The following is a 24,142-nucleotide window of genomic DNA, read 5'->3' as shown; positions in this document are numbered from 1 at the left end:
CACGGAAGGATAATGACCTGGAAGAATCTATTGTTCTAATACCAAAATATCAGAACAACTGTCTTACTTTTTTTTAGGTGTAGTTAAGACAAAATCCTTTAAGTAAAAGGGCTCGAAATAAGCAACATCTTCAAATCTGGAGCACGCATAGGCATCATGAGCAAGTTTACTCATGTAAGATGCTGAGTTAAAATTCAGTTCCGAAAATTTTGCATTTTCCTGCTTCAGCACACCAACGCACTTAGCGGCACCGTTGCCAATAAAAGTTATTACATTATCATTTAGATCCTCGGCAAAGCTCTGATCATCTATTATCTTAGCCACAACCGGAGTCACGGTTCTAAGATTATTATCATAAACAGAAGTAAATACCTCCATCCTTCTGGCATCAATCATTGCGCAAATCAGTCCATCGTAATCAGGATTTTGAAGCATAAATCCTTGTGCCATCATTTGAAGAGTAGGAATTGCAATTAATGGCTTATCAAGAGCAAAGCACAGTCCTTTTGCTGTAGAAACGCCAATACGCAATCCTGTATAAGAACCTGGCCCCATACTTACTGCTACAGCATCAAGATCCTCAAATTGCAATCCTGTAGAATCCATAGCCTCCTTTATAAACAAAGTTAAGCTACCGGCATGAATATTATTTGCCATTAGCTCTTTTAAAGCTATGGTCTTACCATCATGTGCTATTGCAGCAGAACAGACTTGTGTAGCGGTTTCAATTTGAAGTATAGTAGCCATCAGTTTAAATTAAAAATATCATTACGGAACAGGATCATGGCCATGACCACCCCAAGGATGGCACCGGCCAATACGTTTCAAAGTTAACCAGCCTCCTTTAAACGGACCATGCTTTTTAATAGCCTCAATACCATATTGAGAACAAGTAGGCGTATATCTGCAACTTGCTCCAAGCAATGGAGACAATAACCATTGGTAAAGCTTTATCAAGCCTAAAAAAAACCAGCCAATTAGCTTTTTAATTATCCCCATCAGCTTTTTTCATTTCATTGGTCCCAACGGCTGCAACTAATTTTTTAAAAACTCCGGACATTTTTTTCTCAAAAAATGAATAATCGTAAATCTGCTTGCCAATAAACTGCACAGAAAGCAACAATAGCTCATTAGAACCGACAAGAGATGTGTAAAGCTGTGATTGTTTTTCAAGGCGATAAACCTCACGGGTGCGGCGTTTAATCAAGTTTCTATCTACTGCCCTTTTAAAGCGTTTTTTAGAAACATTAATTACAACCTGCACAGGATATTTGTGCGCTGTATCTACGTATAAATAAGATACACGAAAGGGGTATAATAAAAAAGAAGAACCGTTCTTAAATAGCAAGTCAATTAACTTCCTGCTACATAACCGTTCTTCTTTGTTAAATGTGTTCATGTTTTTGATCGCAACTTTGCAGATGTCCTGATCTGCTAACACCTAAACGTGCTGCAATCAAAAATTATGCTTTATGACGACGTTCGTCAGAAACTGATAATCTTTTTCTTCCTTTTGCACGACGTGAAGCTAATACTCTTCTACCGTTTGCTGTAGCCATTCTTTCGCGGAAGCCATGCTTGTTTCTTCTCTTTCTTTGCGAAGGTTGGAATGTTCTTTTCATAACTGTATTATATCTTAGACTATTTTTTTAATTAAGAGGTGCAAATATAGTGCGATTTTTTTCTAATTGCAAATAGAATTAGAATTTTCTATAAGCCTAGTGCAGCTTTCAACTTCACATACCCTGTTTTACTCACTGGCAGCCATATATCCGATTTTAAAAGAACAATATAACTATCCTTTTCTTTCAGCTCGATCTTAGTAACCTGCGCCAAATTTATAATATATGAACGATGTATCCTAATGAATTGAGCGGAGTCCAAAGTTTGTTCAAAAAAGCTCATTGTTTTATTCTTATGAAATATCCCCTCAACGGTACTCATTTTCACATAATCATCATCTGCCTCCAGGTAGTGAATATCAGAAACGGCAATAATTTTAATTACCCCATTCTTTTTAACTACAACCCTATTATTTTGTGTTGGACTAAGCGCTGCAGAATCTAATAATTCTCTGGTTGATTCATCACTATTGTTATTCAACCTTGATGGTAGTTTCTGCATAGCAAGATCAAACCTGCTCTTTTCAATAGGTTTTAATAGATAATCGACCGCATTAACTTCAAACGCCTTAATTGCATACTCATCAAATGCCGTGGTAAATATTACCGCAGGCGGTTTCTCTACTAATTCCAACATCTCAAAACCATTAATTTTTGGCATTTGTATGTCCAGAAAAATAAAATCAGGCTGGTGCTGAGTGATCGCTTTAATACCTTCAAACCCATCATTGCATTCTGCCAACACCTCAATATTTGGAAAGTCGCTCAGATAATGTTTCACAATATCCCTGGCTAAGGGTTCATCATCAATTAGTATTGTTCTTATCATTTGCCTGAGGTATTTTAAGCGTTGTTATAAATAAATTATCTTCTGTAGCCTTTGTTTTCAGCAATTTTTCATCAGCGAACAACAAATATAGCCTTCTTTTAATAGCAGACAAACCAAAACCAGTTCCGCCAGCCGCCTTCATTTCAGGATCATAAGGATTTTGTACCATAATCACCAGGACATTATTTTCAACCTTTACTTGCATTGAGATTGTAATTGCAGCCGAGGTATTGTAAAGGCCGAATTTTATTGCATTTTCTACTATCGGCTGTAACAATGTACCTGGCAAATACAGATTCAACGTATCCTCGTCGATATTAATATCAATATTCAATCTGTGGCTAAATCTTACTTTTTCAATATCAAGATAAAGCTGGATATATTCCATCTCTTCTCCTACGCTAACCCAAACCTCATCATCACGTTTTAATGTACCTCTTAAAAAGGCGGCAAGCTTAGTGATCATGGTGCCTGCCTCTTTAGGATTTACTATAGTAAGGGCATATACAGAGTTCAAGCTATTAAACAAAAAATGTGGCTGCAGCTGATGCCTTAGCTTATTTAATTCTGCTTCCTTTGATAAGTTCTGAGCCGTGAGCAATCTTTGCTGGGTGGCAGACTGTTCTTCCAGTCTGTACCATAATATATTTGCTAAAGCACACCAGGCTAAAAATATAAATACAATAATAAAGCGAACCAATAAAGACAAGTTTAAAAAACTTTGGTAAGTAAGGTTATCTACAAACAAAAAGTTTAGTGCAAACTTACTTGCAAAAGTGATGATCAGAGCCAGCATTAGAGTTAACACTAGTATAAACAATATCGTTTCATTTTTAGGTTGGTAATAACCTAATAAATTACTCAGAATAATACATGCTATAGCCAATAGCCCATTTGTTATTAAACTGTCAGCAACAGAAACAGGCAGCGTAAAATTCAGTGTATAATAAAACAGGAACACAAAAATTGCTACCCAGGCTAAAAATATAACAAGGGCAAACTTCTGGATCTGTGGAACTGATAGAGGTCTAGTTGTCAAAACAATCTAATTCTGTAGTTGTAAGTTGTATATGTTCTTTTAAAAAGGCCTGTCTCTTTTCTATCTGATCTAAAAAAGCAGAGACATCAATTGGTTCATGCATTATTGATGCTATTTCAGCACCATCATCAGGTGTTTGAATTTCATGCAGATCAGCAATGCAAATAAATCTCCAGGTTACCAGTTCGCCACTACAGTTATTAAATGGCGGATGAAAACTATTGGCTGTTTCTTCTGCTTTTAAAAGTGCTTCTGCACTATTTAATGCTAGCATTAATCTTAATTGTTCATCAAACTGCGGTTTGTAACTACCCTCACCGCAAACTATTTCATAAATATACCTTACTAAAAACCATTTCATAACATAGGGTTTTAAAAGTTTCTAATATCCACCCCGCCAAATAATGCCACCCCCTTAATAATTATTATTTTTCTTGGCCCGTCTATCACCTGACCCATTGCTCTCTTATCATCCATACCACCAAAAATGGCGGTAACTTCAGATTTCACTTCCCAACTTGGTGGAATCACGATCTTTAATCCTCCAAATATTGCAACCACCTCCAGAATTATTGTGCCTTCAAAATCAGCTTGCGTTAAGTTGATATCCGAGCCACCAAAAATCGCGATCACATCCCCTCCTTTAAAATTCTTTGAGAATACATTTTGATGGCTGCCTCCAAACACATTCACGGAATCAAGAATATCATCTTTATCTATATCGCTATATTCTTTCGTTTCATCTGTATTCACAGCTTCATCAAAGTTTCTGAAACGTGGATGTCTTTTATTCCATCTTTTTCTCCACCTCTCTTTATCCCATTCAGTTCTTTTGGGTTTAAAAATCATGTACAAACCAAGAATAATAAATGCAATAGCAAAATAGTATTTGGACAAGTCAAATTCTCCAATGTCTTCAAGTGTAAAAAACCCTCCTACCAACACCATTATCATCCATCCACCACCGTTAAAGTTCCTCTTATAACCAACCAGCAAGCCGATTACAATCAACAAGGTATGCCAGCTGATAACCCAATGAGGAATATCGATGCCAAAATTCCTTAAAAAGAACACCAGACCTACACCTAATATTATCAACCCACTCCATAATCTGCTAGAACTGTTGTTGTTCGTAAATTTTTCCATTTCTGTATATTTTATATAATTCAATAAAGTCTATTAAAATCTTTATGAATTTTATGCTCTATTTAACTTTTAATATAATGTACTAGATCAAATGTATATAGAACCATCCCATTAGCCAACATTAATGATTTATATCTACGCCAAAGATCGGTAAACGTGCATTTTTAATCGGTGAAAATATCCCTTACTTTTGACACATGAAACATCTCCTTACTATTATTTGCATATGCCTGCCCTTATTTATTTTAGCGCAAACTTCGCGGCAGTATAAAATTTATGATGTTAAAAATCGAAAAGTTATCTCTGTAAATGAATTGATCCAAAATCTAAACAAAACAGATGTTTTATTTTTTGGTGAAGAGCACAATGATTCTGTAGGTCACACATTGGAGCTTGAAATTCTTAAACAGATCCATCTTGCATACCCCAAAACTGCTCTTTCTATGGAAATGTTTCATACCGATGTACAGCCTGTGATAAATGAATATCTAGGAGGTTATATCTCTGAAAAAAATTTCACGAAAGAAGCTAGGGCATGGAACAACTATAAGGACTACAGCCCCCTTATTGAATATGCAAAAGCCAACAAAATAGATGTAATTGGAGCTAATGGAGCTGCAAGATATAGCAATATGGTTAGTAAATCAGGGCTCAATGTTTTAAATACCCTTCCTAAAGAGTCGAAAGCTTATTTACCCCCACTACCTATAGACACAGCAACCGGAAGCTATTACAATAAATTTATAAAAGAACTTGGCGGCCATAATATGGGTAGCATGAAAATATACCAGACTCAGAATTTTTGGGATGCTACAATGGCTTGGTCTATTGTCAGATATATAAAGAAACATAAGGGTACAAAGATATTACAGCTCAATGGCCGCTTTCATAGTGACGAAAGATTGGGTACGCTTGCAAAATTAAAAAGTACTTCGAAGAAACTTACCATTTCGAATTTGTCGTGTTTCCCTTCGGCAGATTTTAACAACCCTGAATGGGAAAAACACAAACACCTGGGTGATTATATTATTATAACCGACCCAGGTGTCAAAAAGAGCTTTTAATTTACTTTTTCAGTAAATCTCTGATTTCAGTAAGTAGAACTTCTTCTTTAGTAGGACCTGCAGGTGCGGCTGCAACTGCCTCTTGTTTGCGTTTCATTGAATTAATCCCTTTTACAAGCATAAATACCGCTAATGCAAGTAATAGGAAGTTAATAGCTACTGTAATGAAATTACCGTAAGCAAAAACAACAGCCCCAGGAACTTTTCTTGCATCAACAAGTGCCATTCCTTCGGAAACAGTTCCTTTTAGTACTACATACATATTACTAAAATCAACCGAGCCGACTATTGTTGAAATTAACGGCATGATAAGGTCATTAACAACACTGTCTATGATCTTACCAAAAGCACCACCGATAATTACACCGACTGCGAGATCCATCACGCTGCCTTTGATGGCAAACTCTTTAAATTCTTTTACAAACCCCATAATAGTTTAGTTTTGTTTTATCTAAAATTAGAAAATTAAACATAGATATCAAAGAATTGTTTTTGAAGAAATTMAAAAAAAAACGGCCGCCCATCCAGGCCAAGCCATTTTCTAGCCTAAATTTAACCTGTTATTGGCACCCCTATGACAGACATCCACCATGGCTCCGCCAATAAAGCAAATAGCTCATAAAATTCATAAATCGGAATCAGCGACACATGAAAGAATCAAACTATTAAAAAGGGAGGTTTTGTAAAAGCATCTGTACTATTGCTCGATTACACAAAACTCCATAAGATTGAATTGGCGTATATACTTGTTAGACTCAATGACCATTCATCACTGGCAGCTTACAATTTCTTTCAGCAAATAAACACTTTCGAAGAGGTAATGGAATGTTCTCAGATCGCCGGACAATATGATTTTCATCTTAAAGTTGCGACCACCTGCTCTAAGAGTTTTTATGTTTTTTTTGAAACAAAACTTAAAGCAATGGCTATGGTGGGAAAAACTTTCACTTATTATGTATTAGCGGAACATAAGCGTGAAGCGGCGCTCAAACTTTCGTGATTTGTTTTAAGTACAAATTTTGAGATAGTAAGTATTATAAATAAGAATACAATGTTGCATTATATTCTTATTTATAATATATTTAATCGTATGAAATCAATTGATCGTAAATCCATACAATTGATTACCAAAAATTGGATGAATTTTGGTTTAGTTTCAGATTTGGAAAGGGCGCTGACTGGGGCCTGTAATATAGTCGGTTTTTGCAGCACTTTAATAGGTACCTTGTTCGGACCTCGTTCGACCAGAGCCGAACAAAAACAGAACCGGAGTGGTACGAGGGCTGAATGACCTGGACCACCCAATTTTTATTCACGCATAACCCTTTTTCTAGCTATTTCAAAACCTTTTCAACGTATTTTTGCACCAAATTATCATTAAAATTAATTACATTAATCATAAAGAAACATTCATATAAAATCATCGTCAAAGGGGAATAGATATTTGTAATGTCGATGAAATATTTCGCTAAAAACGGTTGATATATTTCGCTCTGTTTATCAGGTATTTTCTATAATATAATTGTGGCAATTGCTATTATATAAACGAAATGCGTATTTTTGAAACAGGTATATTAAATTACCGGGCCACTTACTCTATGCTTAAACAACATTTACAACAAAAACTCCTTCAAAAATTATCGCCTCAGCAAATTCAGTTTATAAAATTGCTGCAGGTACCAACCGTTGCTTTAGATACACGTATTAAAGAAGAATTGGAAGAAAATCCTGCATTGGAAGATCCAAGTCTAATGATTGCAGAAGAACCTAAAAGTGAGTATGATGATTTAAATGATGCACCGGATGATTTTGATGCCGGAGCAAAGGAAGAAAGTGTTGATGAATTTAATGTAGATGACTATTTGCAGGACGATAGTGTAAATGATTACAGTACATCGTACAATAACAATGATGACGATGAAGAGAAAAAGGAAACTCCAATTGCGATTGAAAGTACCTTTTTTGAAAGCCTTCAGGAACAACTGGATCTTGTTCCTTTATCAGATCAGGACTTTATTATTGGTAAACAAATTATAGGAAGCCTGGATGACGACGGTTATTTACGACGCCCAATTACTTCAATGATTGATGACCTTGCATTCTCTCAAAATGTAATGGTTGAAGAAGAAGATGTTTTTGAAATGCTTAAGGTTATTCAGGCATTTGATCCTCCGGGTATTGCGGCCAGAGATTTGCAGGAGTGCTTAACCCTTCAGTTGAAACGGAAAGACCCTAGTAACCCAATTATTTTAAAGGCTATTGAAATTGTTGAAAATTATCTTGACGAGTTTACCAAAAAGCATTACGATAAACTTGAAAAATCTTTAGGTTTAAGCAGTGAAGATCTTAAGGAGATTATTGCCGAAATATTACGGCTCAACCCTAAGCCTGGCGATTCTAATCAGGTAACAACAAAACAATTACAGGTAATTCCCGATTTTCATGTATCAAATAATGATGGTATCTTAATTCTTACGCTCAATTCAAAGAATGCACCGGAATTAAGGGTTAGCCGCTCCTATATTGACATGTTTGATCATTACGATAAAGCAGCCCAGAAAGATAAAAAGATGAAGGAAGCGGTTCAATTTGTAAAACAAAAACTGGACTCGGCAAAATGGTTCATCGATGCCATTAAGCAAAGGCAGCAGACTTTGCTTAAAACCATGAATGCTATTATGCAATATCAATACGAATACCTTCTTACCGGAGATGAGCGTAAAATGCGCCCAATGATCTTAAAAGATATTGCAGATAAAATAGATATGGATATCTCTACGGTTTCGAGGGTTGCTAATTCTAAATATGTTCAAACCGAATTTGGTACTTTTCTATTGAAATCGTTCTTTTCTGAAGCCATACAAACAGAAAGTGGTGAAGAGGTTTCTAATAAAGAAGTTAAGAAAATCCTTGAAGACTGCATCGGCAATGAGGATAAACGCAAACCACTTGCAGATGAAAAGCTCACAGAGATACTAAAAGACAGAGGATACAATATTGCCCGCAGAACTGTAGCTAAATATAGGGAACAAATGAATATTCCTGTGGCCCGCCTTAGAAAAGAGCTTTAATATTTGATTTACCACATTTTTGTGGTGCTAAACACTTCGTACACATTATTGAGTTGGAATCCTAAAACAATTTCGTGGCTTCCATTCGTAACACGATTCAGATCCGAAGTAACAAAATCGTAAGAATAGGTAAGGTTAATCAGTTTGCTAATATTCACCCCGGCCAATGCGGCAAATGAGTCGTCTTTACGATAACTCCCCCCTATCCAAAATCGGTCTTTAAAGGACAGTTTCATATTTACATCTATTGATACCGGTGTAGGGCTTACTTTTTTGAACATCACAGAAGGAGTTGCAGATATCTCTTCTGAGACAAAAAATCTATATCCGGTGGTAACAAAAAAGTGCGGAACTTCCTTTCCAAGATTGAATCCAGGATCATTCACAAATTTTAACTTCTGAGATAAGATTTGCTGCGCCGATGCACCTGCAAAAAATCTGGCTCCATATAACCAAATTCCAAGCCCCAAATCTGGCTTAACCTGACTTTCAATGGCATTCCTGGTTGCTGGTTCTATTTCTCCATCATGAAACTGCAATGAGCCCGAATCGAACCCTATCCTTGTTAATCCGGCAGCAACACCCACCGAAAGATTTAACTGATTGGCCATTTGCAGGTGATAGGCATATGTAATATTGGCATCTAATCTCGATATTGGCCCAACTTCATCCAATACGGCGATTATTCCCATCCCGTGGTGTGAAGGTGAAGCAGTATAATTTTGCATATAATTCCTGCTCATCGGGTTGTCTCCCTTATCAGGCAAGGATAGCGGATTTCTCCATAAATAATCATCGCCAAGCTTCCAGTTCACTGAAACAAATGAAGTTTGAGGTGCATCATTTATACCAACCCACTGTTTTCTATAACCAACTTTTATGTCGGTATAGTTTTCAATACCACTAATGGCCGGATTCAACAGGTAATTGTTAAAAATATACTGGGTATACTGAGGCCTTTGTTGCGCTAATGCCACAACATTTAGTGATACAAGTGCCAGAATAAGGTATATATTTTTTCTCACGTTATTTCAATAATGTTAAAGCTCCTGTTACTCTTTTTGTGCCATTGTTTGGATCGATAATATAATAATAAGTTCCCACAGGCAAGGCTTCACCTTTAAATTTTCCATCGAAAGGTACACTATACCCGCTGCTAAAAAAAATTCGCGCTCCGTAACGAGTAAAAACCTCTACTGTAACATCAGGGTAAGTTTCAATAGCATCAATAATCCAGGTATCATTTATTTTATCATCATTAGGACTAAAAGCATTTGGAGGACATATATCCGTTGAATCATAATTTATTTTAGTCCGGATACGTATAACTTTTGTAATCACTTCAGACATGCATCCGTCATCTCTTCCTGTAAAAAACCTAACGGTAAAATCACCAGGTTTTCGATAGATATGAGTTGGATTCTGTGCTGTTGATACCTGATCATCGCCGAAGTCCCACAACCACTTATTCAGGGGTTTATCTGTTAAGTTAGAATTGCTTAGATCTGTAAAACTAATCAAGGAATCTACAAACCCCTCTGGATCCAGACTTATAATGGGCGTAGGAACGGGATTTATATCAAAGTCAAAATCATATTCGATTTCAGCACTTAAACAATTATTTTCATTTGGTCTTACAGCCGTGATCTGCATTTTCAATTTCCCTAACTCATCAAAGATGAAATCCCTGTTGTATAAGTATGCATAGGAAGSACCATCTGGAGTAGGTATTATTTGAGGTTCTGGTGTGTAATCTATTGGAGAATACCCCTCTAAATCCCACGTTATGCTTAGCGCCTTATAGGGTAACACAATTTTAAAATTTGATTTTTGACCAACACAAGCATTTTTTGAATCCGTATTGGTTAACTGATTATGAATCAAAAGATAATTGTCGGCCGCTAGGTTTGTTCCAGCAGAATACGAATAAGATTCTTTTTCGCCAAAGCCGTAAGCAATAGCATTAAATCCATCGTTGGCGGTCAATGTTGAACTTACATTACTAATTCTTATCTGTATGCATGAATACTCAGGATTGGATGGTATTACTGACCATGTGCCATTTTCCGGAGCGGCTCCATCAATTTTAAAAGTTGATGTTACTGAGGTTTTCATACTCACGTTAATATAGCGCTCAGAGATGCGCTCTTTTGTAGATGAGAATAGTGTGATAGCCTTAACATTAAATTCTATCGGATTAAGCAATACCATATCAGGATCGCTCAACATTTCAAGATTTGTTGCAGATGACCAGATTTGACTTAAAGAATATTGTGCTACACTTATCTTCTTATTCGCCTTAATGAACAATGATTCCATTAGCAACGAAGGGCTCTCGTAAAATTGTCCTTTATTCAATATAAATGTACCACCATTAAAGTCTACCCGGGTGTTATCTTCTTGCGCTAATATTCTTAACAAGAATTTTCTATCTTTAAATGGAACTACACTATAGTTTTTACCCCAGCTTGTTGGCGGATATAACTGCTGATATAGCGGGTCTCTGGAATCTTCATCTGGACTACCCTTACCAATAGAAACTGAAGTATTTCCAGAAAAAACAGCAAATCGTTTATTACAGTTGTCAGGAGAAAGTGGATCTATTTCAACAATTGTACCGGTTAAATCTCGCTGGTCAGGCGGCATATATTCATAAACCTCTCCTGCATTATTAAAGGAAACTGATCTTTTCCCCTCTCTTGTATGTATTATTATTTTTGTATTTGGCTCAGTTGCAACAATTGCCAAGTAATTTCTGCCTGCTCCATCGTTTATATTGCCATTTTGAGTATAATTCATTGAAAAATACTGTTGTCCAAGCGCGTCTGTTGGAAGGATCAGAGATGCTGAAGAACGCCTGCCCGCATAGATATGTGAATACACGGCTACTTTGGGCATGCCGGCTGTGACCGTTATATGTATTCCCTTTTGAACTTTAACGGTATTTATGTCTTTTAAATCGACGTATGCATCGGCTCTCGGAATAAGAAATGGTTCAACAACGTTGGCCATAATTTTCTTAGTTTGACTCCAAGCCCCACAGGTAACTGTTACTTCTGAATTATTTTTTGAAGACACATAAATGGTATTGTTGGCGAGCTTTGGGAGCCCCAGGTAAAATGCGGGATCATGTGTAGGAAATACTGACCAAAAATCAGTGCCTTCATTGGATATATTTTGTGCCTGAATACTTAAGAAAAAGGAGAGATGAATTAATGTTAGTAAAGTTATTCTCCAGATTCTCATAATTGATCGGCTCTTACATTTAAGGCAGCAAATTATTTTGCCTTAGCAAAAATTCTAGTTGCTTATTTGCTAATATCAGTTGCTGGGTAAGTTCCCTGTTCTCTTTTCTTAAAGAATATATTTCAAAGGCTTTTTCTATATTGATCCTCAAATCTTCATCCATCCAGGGTTTTTGAATATATTTATAAACCTGTCCTCTATTTATTGCGTCAATAACGGCATTTATATCTGCGTACCCTGTCAGAAGAATCCTTATCGGATCAGGAAAATCAGGTATAATAGATTCCAAAAATTCGATGCCAGTCATAACTGGCATTCTTTGATCTGTAATAATAACATGAATATTCTCTGCCTCAAGAATTTTTCTTCCTTCTAACGCAGACTCAGCAGTGAAAATATTAAATAACCTCCTAAACCCGGCTTTAAAAGAGTTCAGGTTATGAAGTTCATCATCTACATACAAAACGTTTATTGAGGCACCGCTGCTCATATTCTCTGAAATGTTTTTTGTTAAATATATCGATTTAATAAGTTTTAATGAAGTTATTTAGCTTAAAAGTTATTTTCTAGTACAAGTTTTAATTATTTTAAATAATTGTTTGACTTAAACTCCAAGTGCCTGATTTTTCAGACAAATCAAACTGAACTATTCAGATCTTATTTGAGGGCTCAAAAGCTATAACTTAAGACAATAACTTCTGTCTCAACATAAACTCTAATTGTTCGTTAACAAGTAAAAGTTCCTCATTTAATTCTTTATTTCTCTCCCTTAAAGAATATACTTCAAAAGCTTTTTCCAGAGCTGATCGGAGTTCCTCTTCTTGCCATGGCTTAGCAATATATAGATAAACCTGCCCTTTATTGATTGCATCAATAACTGCATTTATATCAGCATATCCAGTAAGAAGTATTCTAATTGGATCAGGATATTCATCAATGATTGATTCTAAGAATTCTATACCTGTGGTAACAGGCATGCGCTGATCGGTAAGTATGATATTAATATGTTCTTGTTTCAATATTTGCACTGCTTCAGCAGCAGACTCTGCTGTATGCACATTGAAAACCCTTCTAAAAGAAGCTTTAAAGGCGTTTAGATTATGTATTTCATCATCAACATACAATACACTTATTATTTGCCTATCCATAAAACTAAAAAACCATGCAAAATTGTTTAAACTCCTACTTAAGATAGTTAAATATTTAGCAAATATACTATTTTTGTATTTATTGAAATAAATAATTGGGGGTATATTTTTTATCTATTATTGCGATGCTATTATTTGAGAACAACTCAGTGGAAAACACTATGGCTACAGAGCCTTTATTTTTTCGAATTTATTTGGAAAATGACAAAAACAGGCTAGAGGAATTGCTTAAAAAGAAGCAACACATCTCCATACATGATCAAATTGACACTCAGTTGGATGATTTAATAAAGTCTAAATTACCCAAAAAGAAACCAAGTGCAGAAGAATTAAAGCACTTAAAAAAACTTCATATCGGTGATCTGTCTATGCAGGAATATGGGGTATGGGTATATTACCCATGGTCTGAACGTTTAGTGCATTTGCTTGATGAAGAAGAATTTATCGAAATGCGGACCAGCCGCAACATTTACAAGATCACAAGAGAAGAAAGGGATATTTTAGGCAGGCAAAAAGTTGGTGTTGTTGGTCTTTCTGTAGGCCAATCAGTATCCATAACTATGGCTATGGAACGTGGTTTTGGAGAGATCAGACTTGCGGATTTTGATTTACTGGAACTAACAAACCTAAACAGGATCCGAACTGGTGTACACAACCTGGGCTTGCCGAAAGTAGTGATTGTAGCCAGAGAAATTAAAGAAATAGATCCTTTTTTGAAAGTTACACTTTTTGAAGATGGAATGACGGAAGAGAATATGGATCGCTTCTTTTTGGAAGGCGGAAAACTTGATGTGATTGTAGATGAGTGTGATGGACTGGATATTAAAATTTTACTAAGACATAAGGCAAAAGCGCTTCGTGTTCCCGTTGTAATGGATGCCAGCGATAAAGGCACGCTGGATGTGGAAAGGTTTGACCTTGAGCCAGACAGAGCTATATTACATGGACTAATAGACCACCTGGATCACACAAAAATTAAATATTTAAAGACCAATGAAGAGAAGATCCCCTATCTCCTTCCTATGGTGGGCTTAGAGACGTCGTCAGATCGATTAAAAGCTTCTATGGTTGAAGTTGGGCAGTCTATCACTACCTGGCCGCAATTGGCCTCGGCGGTGGCTTTAGGTGGTGCTTTAGGTGCTGATGTTTGCAGAAGGATTGCATTAGGACAATACAATGATTCAGGAAGGTATTTTGTAGACCTTGAAGAGATCATCAGCGACAAAGTAAAACCTGAAGACGATTTCTATAAGGTGATAGATTATTCCGCTCCCGAGTTGAAATTAGATGAGATGCAAAAAGCAGCAGATATAGTAGCTACTGAAATTCATTCAAAACTGACACTCACACATGAGCAGGTAAAAGAATTAGCTGCAGCTGCAGGACTCGCCCCATCCGGAGGCAATAGCCAGCCTTGGAAGTTTTTATATCATAAAGAACAATTGTTCTTGTTCCATGATGAAAACCAATCGATTTCATGGATGGACTTTCAGAATACAGCTTCTTATATTTCACTTGGAGCCGCTATTGAKAATTTAAAAATAAAAGCTGCCAGCCTTGGTTTGGAAACAACAATCAATTTGTTTCCGGCAGGAAGTGACAGTAGATTAATCGCAGCATTTGGATTTAGCAAAGAAGAGGGACAAACCTATCGCAATGAGTTGATTGCTGGGGTAGGATTAAGGTTAACTAATAGAAAGAAAGGTGATCAGCAACCTATTGACGCTGCCGTTACTGCAAAAATAAGTAAGAATGTAACCATTGATGAACCAAATGCCCATCTGGATCTTGTAGAAGATAGAGACTCGATTAATGAAATAGCAAACATTGTAGCATCAGTAGAAAGATTGAGATTCTTGCATCCTCAGGGCCACCATGACCTCTTTACGAAAGAGATCAAATGGCCTTCTGCAGACGGATCACCGATAATTGAAGGAATCGACATTGCCACACTGGAATTATCTGAGAGTGACAGGACCGGAATGATGGTTGCTGCTAAACCTGAAGTAATTACTTTATTAAACAAATGGGGAGGCGGAAGCGCTTTTGAAAAAATATCTAAAGGAGGGGTTGCTTCTTCGTCGGCCATCGGATTGATCAGCATGCCGGAGTATAGTCCGGAAAGTTTTGTGAAAGGTGGCGAAGCTCTTCAAAGAGCATGGATCACTGCTAATTTGAACGGTCTCTCGTTTCAACCTATCAGCGGCACGCTGTTTGTATTTGATAGGTTTAATCAGACTAATGGTGCTGGTATGACGGCTAATATGGCCAAGGAACTTGAATCCCTACAATACGACCTGCGGAAAATATTTCCTGCTTTGGGAAATAATTGTGGAATTTTTATGTTCAGGTTGTCTTACGCTGACGAAGCATCTTCTAGATCATTAAAAAGACCACTGGAAGATATTTTAAAGTTTTCCTAGACACAATATGAGAAAATTTACATTTCGATCTTTTACAGCAATTAAAGATCTTGACACTTGCGAGAGGTATCTAGATGGGCATGTTCAGGTATTGAGAGATTATGGTATCACTAACATTACAACCAATAACAGGCTGTGGATGGATTTGCCAAGTGTACATGGTATAGTTGCCGAGGATGAAGAGGGAAACGTTGTTGGAGGAGTAAGAGTTCATATTGCAGATGGGATTCATCCCTTGCCGGTCGAAAAGGCAGTAGGATACATGGATCCAAAAGTAGCACACGTGATCAACGAATACTTTGACGATGGAACGGGTGAACTCTGCGGTTTGTGGAATGCAAAAAGCGTTGCAGGCATAGGTATCAGCCTTTTGCTTGTAAGAGCCGGTATTGCAATTGTAAATCAAATCAGACTTGGATCACTATTTACCATCTGTGGAGACTACACCATGCCCATGGTAAGAAGGGTTGGTTTCATAGTTGAAAATGGAATTGGTAATAATGGTGAGTTTTTTTATCCAAAAGACGACTATATTGCAAGAGTATTGAGAAAGATGAATGCCGAAACTTTGGAAACGGCAGATGAGTATGATAGAGATCGTATATTTGATTTGAGAAATAATCCAATACAACATACAATTGAGCAGGGGCCAAAGGGTGAGATAGATATAGATTATCAGTTATTAATACCTGTCTATGATTAGATCTTTTTTATTAAGGTTATTCTTTGCCTTGCTACTTACGTGCTCGATAGCATTACCTGCCATAAGTCAGGAAGCCATTAAACTACATAATGATGAGACGTTAAGCAATTTTGGCAAACAAATGTTATTGCTTACCGATACAAGCAACAAACTTAACCTTAAGGCAGTAATAAGCAGCGAAGAGTTTAAAGCTGTTGATTCTGACGTGCCTAATTTGGGCATAAGTAATTTCAGTTACTGGCTAAAGTTCAAAGTACAAAATAATACAAATGACCCTCACCTCATCCTTCAAATTCCTTTACCCACAATAGATTATGTTGATTTTTATCAGCTAGATGACCAAAATAATGTTGTCTACAAAGAATTTATAGGAGACAGGCGTCCTTATTACAAGAGAACATTTGACAATCCTTTCAGCACTTTCAAGTTTAGCTTAGACCCCGGAAAAACCACTACCATTTATCTTAAAATAAGTGGATATGAACAGCTTCAGGTTCCCACCACACTGTGCGAAAGCAATATCATTACTGCCAAGAATGCAGATTCGTTTTTGATATTTGGAATTTTTGCCGGGGTATTGGTGGTTATGTTTACCTATAATTTATTCCTATATATTTCAACAAAGGACAATACATACCTGTATTACATCATCAACATTTTATTTATAGGTTTACTTCAGGCAAATTTCCAAGGCTTCCCTTTTAAGTATCTATGGCCGAACAATGTATGGATCTCGTTCCATGCGGTGTACATATTGACACCACTGGCGGCTTTAACAGGATTGGAGTTTATGAAAAAATTCCTCCATACCAAGGAATTCCTACCAAAACTGCATAAATTCTCAAGGGTTTTCTATCTGCTATACTTCATCGCATTTATACTGATGTTTTTGGGAAACATGAACGTATCTTATCAGCTGCTTCAAATGGCGGCCATGTCGGTAGCCTTGTTTATGCTTTTAAATGCAGTTTTAGTTTACGGAAAAGGTTATCGCCCAGCAAAATTCTTTCTAATTGCGTGGAGCATGTTCTTGTTTGGTCTTTGTATTTTTGTGCTTAAAGACTATAATATTTTACCTTACAATACGATCACTTACAACATGATGCCTTTTGGCTCTGCCCTTGAAGTGATCTTGCTATCCTTTGCGCTTGCAGACAAAATCAACATCTTTAAAAAGGAGAAAGAAGATTCACAGGCCGAAGCACTTCGTATATCACTTGAAAATGAGCAATTGATATTGCAACAAAATATTGAATTAGAGAAAAAGGTGAATGAACGGACGCTTGAATTACAGGAGTCTTACCAAACCCTTGAAGTTACTTTAAGCGACTTAAAAGAAGCGCAAAGCCAGCTAGTAGATTCAGAAAAAATGGCTGGATTAGGTCAGCTAACGGCTGGTATAGCACATGAGATCAACAATCCTATTAATTTCGTTACCTCAAACATCAAACCGCTGGAATTGGATATTCTTGACATGGACAGTGTAATCATGATGTACGAGAAACTGGACTTCAATGAAGATCTTAATCCTCAGCTTGCTAAAATTGATTCATTTAAAAAACAAATTGATATAGATTTTGTAAGGGATGAGATCAAGTCCCTATTGTCAGGAATTTCTGAAGGAGCTAAAAGGACTGCTGAAATTATTAAAAGCCTGAAAAACTTTAGCAGACTTGATGAAAATGACACAAAGCCTGTTGACCTGAATGAAGGCCTTGCTTCTACCCTTGTTCTCGTTAAAAATACATTCCCTGATCATCTTGAAGTAATAAAAGATTTTGGAGATATCCCTAAAGTAGAATGTTTACCTGGAAAAATTAACCAGGTCTTCATGAATCTAATCTCTAATGCGATACATGCCATTAAAATGAAAGGCGCCAAAGATGAACCCGGCATTCTGACAATAAGATCATGGCAAGACGGTAACCAAGTGAAAATCAGCATAAAGGATACTGGAACGGGTATGCCAGAGGAAGTAAGGCAAAAAATATTTGAGCCATTCTTTACTACTAAAGATGTTGGCGAGGGAACAGGATTAGGTCTATCTATAGTTTTTAGAATTATAGAAAATCATCATGGAAATATTGATGTTGTAACAAAAGTGAATCAAGGTACCGAATTTATTATTACCTTGCCTATAAACTGAAATTAACACTTTATTTATGAATGCGCCAACAGTACGGGTTCTTTATATTGATGACGAAGAGAACAATTTACACGCTTTTAAAGCAGGCTTTAGAAGACAATATGAGATCTATACTGCTCTTTCAGCTGCCGAGGGTTTAACCATATTGGAAAATGTTTCTGTTCATGTAATTATAGCGGATCAAAAAATGCCGCAAACTACAGGAGTGGAATTTTTCAAAAGCATTATTGAAATCTATCCAGACCCTATAAGAATTTTACTTACTGGTTATACTGACATAGAAGCATTGGCAGATGCCATTAATCATGGCGACATTTACAGATACATCACTAAGCCATGGAATGACTTGGAACTTCATAATTCCATAAAGAACGCTTACGATGCTTACAAAGCCAAAATAGACTTAAGGAATAAAATTGTTGAGTTAGAGAAAACCAATGATGAACTAAATAGGTTTATTTATAGTATTTCTCATGAATTAAGAGCTCCTCTGGTTTCGGCAATGGGTATAGTGAACCTTGTAAAAATGGAGGGTCTTTTTAATTCCAGCGGCGAATACTGGGGCTTAATAGAAACCTGTTCTAATAAACTGGATTACTATATTCAAAAAACATTACAATATTATAAAAACAATAAAACCGTTGCCAAACATACACCTGTAAATTTCTCAACCCTTATAAATGAACTGATTGAGCTTTATTCTTATAGTGATAGAGACACACATTTCCATGTAAACATTAAACAGGATATTCCTTTTCATGGAGACGTTTTCAGAATAGAAGTGATATTAGGGAATCTGATATCTAATGCTATTAAATATCAAAAAGAAGATGAGAAGAATAAAAAAGTAGATATCAATGTTAATGTCAGCCCAACAGCAGTAGAAATTACCATTGCTGATAATGGAATGGGCATATTAAATGAACATCTGGAAAAGATTTTCACACAGTTCTTTAAAAGCAAGACCAATCATGGTAGTGGGTTAGGTTTATTTATTGTTAAAGAAGCGCTCAACAAGATTAATGGAAAGATATCTGTAAGTTCAAATACTGCAGAAGGAACAACTTTTAAAATTACAATCCCTAATGTTAAGTAAGTACAAAAAAGTAATGCTGGTGGATGATAATGAGGTGGATCTTAAAATAAACTCAAAGATCATCTCAATCTCTAAATTGTTTGATGAGACGATTCTATGTCACTCTGGTGAAGAAGGGCTGTCTTATCTAAACAAACATATTGACGATGTAGCAAATCTACCCGATTTTATTTTGCTGGACATACAAATGCCCGAAATGGACGGATTCGAATTCTTAGAAATCTACAAGAAATTCCCCGCAGTTGTAAAAGATAAATGCTTAATCGCAATACTTTCATCTACTCTGGATTTTGGTGATATTAAAAAGGCTGAGGCCAATCCATATGTAATTAAGCTTCTAAAGAAACCCCTCTTTCCTCAGGAATTGGAAAAGCTGTTACAAAAGTATCTTGCTTAAGAAAGACACTCCTGTAACAGCTCAATTGTTTACTTACAACCTTTACTTCCGCTGAACCAGTGGAAACTGTGAAATTCTCAAGCTGGTACAGCCATAAGGCACGAGCGTAATTTCTTCTTCTAAAGAGGTTTCTATACCATATACAAAACTATACGGAATTGGTCCTGTCATTTCATTATACAATTGCCACGAAGGAATTCTTTTGCCTTTTGTTTTAATCGCAATTGGCGAATTCTTAAGGTTCCATGGATAATTGGAAACTATCCCTGTTTTCTCTACCTTATATTGCTCATCAAATTTGTTATCTGGCGTCTCAATCAGCCCATAGTTCCATGGCGAAGATGACCTTATCTCATCATAATAATTCCCATATTCTATTGGATCCTTATCATTCTTAACCCTTGTCACTTCTTCATTCATTTTTAAAGCATACGTAATTGGTCCACGTTCTACAGACACTGAATTTTCATACCAGCTGTTTTTATAAACATGCATTGGCAATTCCAATTCAACCACATCGCCCGACTTCCATTCGCGTTCTATTTTAACGATCTGGTTGCCCGCAGCTTCTTTAAACACCTGTCCATTAATTTTTACCGATCCTTTTTTACACCATTCAGGTATACGAAGGTGAAAAGGGAAAGAAGCCGATTTTACCTTTTTGGCCATGCTAAGTGTAAACTTGATCTGCTCTTCGAAAGGATAATTTGTTTCCTCTTTAAAGGTCACTTCTACTCCGTTGCCTACTGTGGTTTTAACCTCACTTGGAGAATATACTAAAGCAGCTATCCCTTTATCTGCTGTCTGATACCAAAGGTTTTGTGCAAATTTAGGCCATCCCTGATGCATATTAGAAGTGCAGCATGGGTACCCTGTAAGTAAACCATAGCACAGATCTGTTCCACTATGGTCCTGATTAAAATTACGGGTATGTCTGGTAACCATAACCTGGTTGGCCTGCTGATAGTACTGACGGTCCATAAAATCATCCGACACCTGTGCAGGCAAAGCATTAAACGCAATCTTTTCAAGATGATCCGCATAATTAATTTTACCTGTAATTTCCAGCATACTTTCTAAACTAAACATCATCTCTACCGCGCTGCAAAGTTCCGATCCTTGTGTTGGATTGTTTCCGTGCAAGTCTTCATCTCCGCCATATAGCCCATGAGCCACGCCATTTTGTATACGTATGTCTTTAAGACCTTTATCCGTGGCTTCCAGATACTTATTATCGCGATGCTGCTGATAATAAATAATAGGCTCTTTTAATCCCTGGGCCAGATTAACACAATGGATGCTTCCAAAAGTGGATAACATGTCTGTATTTAAAAAAGCATTGGTATAATCAAAAGTCTGCTTATGCACCAATTCTCCAAGATCCAGAAGGCACTTATCTCCGGTAATGTCATACAGCCAGTAAATCACCTGAAGGTTGTCGYCCCMACGGTAACKCGCCCAAAAAGACCAATGATCAAGCGGTTTTGATGGCAATTCTTTTAACTGATATTTAAAGTAATTGGTCATCAATGTAATCACTCTTTTATCGCCTGTCGCAGAATAGTACTGTTTAAGTACCTTCAACATTACCATTTTTGGCCACCAGTCTTTACTGTTATCGCGCTGCATACCGCGCTCATAGCTATAGTCTTTAGTTGGTCCGAAATAACCATCGGGTTGCTGACTTTTAATCGCCCATTCTACCCAGGGCTTTGTTTTGGCGATAAGTGCTTTATCATCCAAAAGATAAGCGAGCGGCAAAAGTCCATCTATCCAATATGGTCCCCGCTCCCACTGATCGCCATCTCCGCCAAGCCATCCGTTTCTCTCGTTCATCACAACCGGATAAAGCTTATCCAGATTGCCTGTAGCTCCATCCTTCTGTCTGATCAACATCTCCCTTAACCAACCTTGTGGTTTAATTGCTCCTAAAGGCAATTCTTTATAAGGGTTTTGATTGGCACTAACCTGTGCATTTGTATGAAGGGTAAAACCAGTTAACATGGTTATCMCACCTATACATAGTGTATAAAACAAATTATTAAATCGCATGTGTGTGTATTGTAGTTTGGTTTAATGTTTAATATAAAAAGTCTGACTAAAAGCTCCATTTGCTGCTATATCCCATGCCTCTACCCTTACCCATGTTCTGTTGCTCAGTTTAGTTTTAAACTGCAACAGCTCAGACCCAAACGCCTTTGTTTTAGTAAGATCTACCTTTTCCCTGTACACCTTATTGCCATCACCAGATATGATCTCTACAAAATTCATTGGAAAGGTCCAGTTCAGTTTAAGCTTAACATTTGCAAAGCCCGACTTATCCAACGCTATTGTTTCACCCGAACGTTTCCCGCTTATAGTTAATTCAGGGATTAACACCTCCCCTGTACTCGCAAAAAACTTACCCTGCTGCATCGCATCCAATACCGGTTGCCAGCCTTTGTTAAACTCAGGCAAAGCATCCATCATCAGGTAGTTTACATTTAAGTGTGCGTACATCTCATTTTCCGGTGTTATCGTAAAAAGATCTGCTTCAGTAATCACGGTCTTTTTCAAATTCCAGTTGTTCATGTCGTCCATCAAATCCAATACCCGGTTCCCGAGTCTTGGTTGCGACAAATCCGCAGGCATTGCCTTCCAGGCTGCACCCATAAAATGATCTGATTTAAAAAACGCCTCATCTTTGTACACATCTGGTGCATTAACAGATCCCTTTGTGCGGGCATGTGCCGTCCAGGCCAATCCCTTCTCATCCTCAAGCAGTTTCAGCATGTCATCTTTATCGCCAATATGATATATCTTACCATATTTAGGGTGATTTTCAGTAAAAGGAGCTTCCTTCTTACGCGACATGATCCAATAAACAGGCTTAGGGAAAAGTGCCAGCCAGTGGCCTCCAAAAAACTCATTGGGTTCTTCACCGGGCAGCAAAAGAAGTTTATTGTCCGACAGTCTTTTACACTGTTCAAAAAGCGCTTCCAACTCTTTCAACCTAGTTTCATCCGGTCCTTTAGGGTGAGCCGTATAATGAAACTCTGCCAAATGCACAATGTCAATCCCCGTATTCTTAAACACCTTCACAAAATCAGGAACTTCTGGAATTGGCTTGTTTGCCAACACTACTTTCATGATAAACTCATTATGAAAATGGCTCGACATGGTTTTATAACCCGGTAGCTTAACATAAGTATCGTTATTTGTAAATTTCTTTACCTCAGTAAACGCAGCGCTTTCATCTGCTGCACTAAGCAGGCAAAAGAAATTTAAGCGTTGTTTAGTATCAGGCGGTGCATTAAACCAAGGCACAAACCTCCTGTCGCCCTCTAAATCCTGACGGATCCCAATACCATATCCATCAGTCATTTTCCTGTAGTTGTTGCCATACCAGGTAAACTTCAGGTTAAAGGCCTCATCTAAAGGATAAAAGTATTGATGCGGCGCTGGGAATATTGCCAAAACGCCTTCCTTTCCCTTTGCAGCTATGGTGCGGTATTTTACAGCTATATTTTTTGAACTATCAGTACTAACCGCATTTGCAGTTTGCAAACTATCTCCCGTATTTATCCATGCTATGTTTTTCCAGCTTGCCGATCTGTTAATTAAACCTGCATCATATACAATAGCCGTTGAATCTATTTTAGTAGCCATCACTGCCGCTATGTTAAACATCGGGCTCCCGTTATAAAAAGTAATCTCCAGATCACCCGAAAAACGGTCAGCTTTTAATGAAGAAATGGTCACCACCGTCCTGCTGCCTACAGTTTTTACAGTCGCAGCCGATTTTTCCAGTTCTACATTATAGGTCTTATATTTTTTTTGAGGAACCTTATCAAAAAATATGTTCCATCCATTTTGTGAGATCAAATCCCTCTTTCCAATGGTGAGCAAAAAGCTTGGATCAAGATCTGTTGAAACCAGTTTAGCCTTTTTAGCTTCGCCAATTAATAGGCGACTAAACAACGGTTTCCCTTTTTCCATGTTAAGGTCAACCTGCCCGTAATTATTACTTCCGGCAGGCCAGGTAATTTTCAAAATACTTTGACTGTATGTTGCAGTCACCCCCGATTTACGGTCAAACTTCTGAGTGTTTACTTGAGAAACCTGAGCTAAACCCAAACTTATATTGCACAAATAAAAGAGTACAACTATTATTAATTGTTTACGCATCTTCTTAATTTATATATGGTTATAAAACAAAGTAAGGCAATATGA

General features: G+C 37.1%; 23 protein-coding genes. 8 read left to right on the top strand and 15 right to left on the bottom strand.

From position 1 onward, the window contains the following. Positions 1-63: 63 nt before the first annotated feature. From tsaB to AC1DDK_RS23200, 8 genes are all read right to left on the bottom strand, one after another. Entirely contained in the window at positions 64-747 is a 684-nt protein-coding gene (gene tsaB / locus AC1DDK_RS23235) for a tRNA (adenosine(37)-N6)-threonylcarbamoyltransferase complex dimerization subunit type 1 TsaB (RefSeq protein ID WP_172659833.1), read from the bottom strand. 21 nt (positions 748-768) lie between these two features. After that, positions 769-999, bottom strand: a complete 231-nt coding sequence (yidD, locus tag AC1DDK_RS23230; RefSeq protein ID WP_172659832.1) for a membrane protein insertion efficiency factor YidD — start codon at positions 997-999, stop codon at positions 769-771. Then, positions 986-1,399, bottom strand: a complete 414-nt coding sequence (gene rnpA / locus AC1DDK_RS23225) for a ribonuclease P protein component (protein WP_288879022.1) — start codon at positions 1,397-1,399, stop codon at positions 986-988. The genes yidD and rnpA overlap by 14 nt, the downstream gene beginning before the upstream one ends. Positions 1,400-1,463: 64 nt before the next feature. Then, positions 1,464-1,622, bottom strand: a complete 159-nt coding sequence (gene rpmH, locus AC1DDK_RS23220; protein WP_055133745.1) for a 50S ribosomal protein L34 — start codon at positions 1,620-1,622, stop codon at positions 1,464-1,466. 88 nt (positions 1,623-1,710) lie between these two features. Next, positions 1,711-2,451, bottom strand: coding sequence for a LytR/AlgR family response regulator transcription factor (locus AC1DDK_RS23215; protein WP_337716579.1), 741 nt, complete (start codon positions 2,449-2,451; stop codon positions 1,711-1,713). Beyond that, complete coding sequence (locus AC1DDK_RS23210) at positions 2,429-3,490, bottom strand: sensor histidine kinase (protein ID WP_246269427.1); 1,062 nt, start codon at positions 3,488-3,490, stop codon at positions 2,429-2,431. Before AC1DDK_RS23210 ends, AC1DDK_RS23215 begins: the two co-directional genes overlap by 23 nt. Beyond that, on the bottom strand, positions 3,480-3,851 hold the full coding sequence (locus AC1DDK_RS23205; protein WP_172659829.1) for a DUF4288 domain-containing protein: 372 nt from the start codon (positions 3,849-3,851) through the stop codon (positions 3,480-3,482). The genes AC1DDK_RS23210 and AC1DDK_RS23205 overlap by 11 nt, the downstream gene beginning before the upstream one ends. A gap of 11 nt (positions 3,852-3,862) precedes the next feature. After that, positions 3,863-4,636 carry a LiaF transmembrane domain-containing protein gene (locus tag AC1DDK_RS23200; protein ID WP_172659828.1) on the bottom strand — a complete coding sequence of 258 codons (774 nt, stop codon included), beginning with the start codon at positions 4,634-4,636 and terminating at the stop codon, positions 3,863-3,865. Positions 4,637-4,833: 197 nt separating this feature from the next. Here AC1DDK_RS23200 and AC1DDK_RS23195 point away from each other — a divergent pair, with 197 nt between their 5' ends. Further along, on the top strand, positions 4,834-5,700 hold the full coding sequence (locus AC1DDK_RS23195; protein WP_172659827.1) for a ChaN family lipoprotein: 867 nt from the start codon (positions 4,834-4,836) through the stop codon (positions 5,698-5,700). Between the two features lies 1 nt (position 5,701). On the opposite strand, the gene mscL is transcribed toward AC1DDK_RS23195, so the two are convergent. Further along, entirely contained in the window at positions 5,702-6,130 is a 429-nt protein-coding gene (gene mscL, locus AC1DDK_RS23190; RefSeq protein WP_288879021.1) for a large conductance mechanosensitive channel protein MscL, read from the bottom strand. Positions 6,131-6,400: 270 nt separating this feature from the next. Here mscL and AC1DDK_RS23185 point away from each other — a divergent pair, with 270 nt between their 5' ends. Both AC1DDK_RS23185 and rpoN read left to right on the top strand, forming a co-directional pair. Beyond that, on the top strand, positions 6,401-6,700 hold the full coding sequence (locus tag AC1DDK_RS23185; protein WP_353935603.1) for an Lrp/AsnC family transcriptional regulator: 300 nt from the start codon (positions 6,401-6,403) through the stop codon (positions 6,698-6,700). A 598-nt stretch (positions 6,701-7,298) separates the two neighbouring features. After that, on the top strand, positions 7,299-8,771 hold the full coding sequence (gene rpoN / locus AC1DDK_RS23180) for an RNA polymerase factor sigma-54 (protein WP_172660307.1): 1,473 nt from the start codon (positions 7,299-7,301) through the stop codon (positions 8,769-8,771). A gap of 8 nt (positions 8,772-8,779) precedes the next feature. Here the strand turns inward: rpoN and AC1DDK_RS23175 are convergent, their stop codons facing one another. From AC1DDK_RS23175 to AC1DDK_RS23160, 4 genes are all read right to left on the bottom strand, one after another. Then, positions 8,780-9,796, bottom strand: coding sequence for a PorP/SprF family type IX secretion system membrane protein (locus AC1DDK_RS23175; RefSeq protein ID WP_172659824.1), 1,017 nt, complete (start codon positions 9,794-9,796; stop codon positions 8,780-8,782). Position 9,797: 1 nt separating this feature from the next. Further along, positions 9,798-12,017: a T9SS type B sorting domain-containing protein gene (locus tag AC1DDK_RS23170; protein ID WP_477634092.1), complete on the bottom strand. Its 2,220-nt coding sequence runs from the start codon at positions 12,015-12,017 to the stop codon at positions 9,798-9,800. A gap of 19 nt (positions 12,018-12,036) precedes the next feature. Then, a complete protein-coding gene (locus tag AC1DDK_RS23165) occupies positions 12,037-12,507 on the bottom strand; it encodes a response regulator (RefSeq protein WP_172659822.1) in 471 nt (156 codons plus the stop codon). Between the two features lie 193 nt (positions 12,508-12,700). Continuing rightward, positions 12,701-13,165: a response regulator gene (locus tag AC1DDK_RS23160; RefSeq protein ID WP_172659821.1), complete on the bottom strand. Its 465-nt coding sequence runs from the start codon at positions 13,163-13,165 to the stop codon at positions 12,701-12,703. 125 nt (positions 13,166-13,290) lie between these two features. Here AC1DDK_RS23160 and AC1DDK_RS23155 point away from each other — a divergent pair, with 125 nt between their 5' ends. The 5 genes from AC1DDK_RS23155 to AC1DDK_RS23135 are packed head-to-tail and all read left to right on the top strand — an operon-like array spanning position 13,291 to position 19,930. Next, entirely contained in the window at positions 13,291-15,588 is a 2,298-nt protein-coding gene (locus AC1DDK_RS23155) for an Rv1355c family protein (protein WP_477634091.1), read from the top strand. A 7-nt stretch (positions 15,589-15,595) separates the two neighbouring features. Further along, positions 15,596-16,291 carry a hypothetical protein gene (locus tag AC1DDK_RS23150; protein WP_048906766.1) on the top strand — a complete coding sequence of 232 codons (696 nt, stop codon included), beginning with the start codon at positions 15,596-15,598 and terminating at the stop codon, positions 16,289-16,291. After that, positions 16,284-18,437, top strand: a complete 2,154-nt coding sequence (locus AC1DDK_RS23145; RefSeq protein WP_172659819.1) for a sensor histidine kinase — start codon at positions 16,284-16,286, stop codon at positions 18,435-18,437. The genes AC1DDK_RS23150 and AC1DDK_RS23145 overlap by 8 nt, the downstream gene beginning before the upstream one ends. Positions 18,438-18,453: 16 nt before the next feature. Further along, entirely contained in the window at positions 18,454-19,533 is a 1,080-nt protein-coding gene (locus AC1DDK_RS23140) for a hybrid sensor histidine kinase/response regulator (protein WP_172659818.1), read from the top strand. Beyond that, a complete protein-coding gene (locus AC1DDK_RS23135; protein ID WP_172659817.1) occupies positions 19,523-19,930 on the top strand; it encodes a response regulator in 408 nt (135 codons plus the stop codon). Before AC1DDK_RS23140 ends, AC1DDK_RS23135 begins: the two co-directional genes overlap by 11 nt. A gap of 42 nt (positions 19,931-19,972) precedes the next feature. On the opposite strand, the gene AC1DDK_RS23130 is transcribed toward AC1DDK_RS23135, so the two are convergent. Beyond that, entirely contained in the window at positions 19,973-21,934 is a 1,962-nt protein-coding gene (locus AC1DDK_RS23130) for a beta-L-arabinofuranosidase domain-containing protein (protein ID WP_477634090.1), read from the bottom strand. Between the two features lie 69 nt (positions 21,935-22,003). Then, the gene (locus AC1DDK_RS23125; RefSeq protein ID WP_337716571.1) at positions 22,004-24,097 is read right to left on the bottom strand and encodes a CehA/McbA family metallohydrolase domain-containing protein; all 2,094 of its coding nucleotides are present in this window, start codon (positions 24,095-24,097) and stop codon (positions 22,004-22,006) included. Positions 24,098-24,142: the final 45 nt, after the last annotated feature.

It is taken from the genome of Pedobacter sp. 05T44, assembly GCF_056395985.1.
The sequence above is the reverse complement of the archived record's forward strand: the minus strand, read 5'-3'. Positions and strand labels throughout refer to the sequence as shown.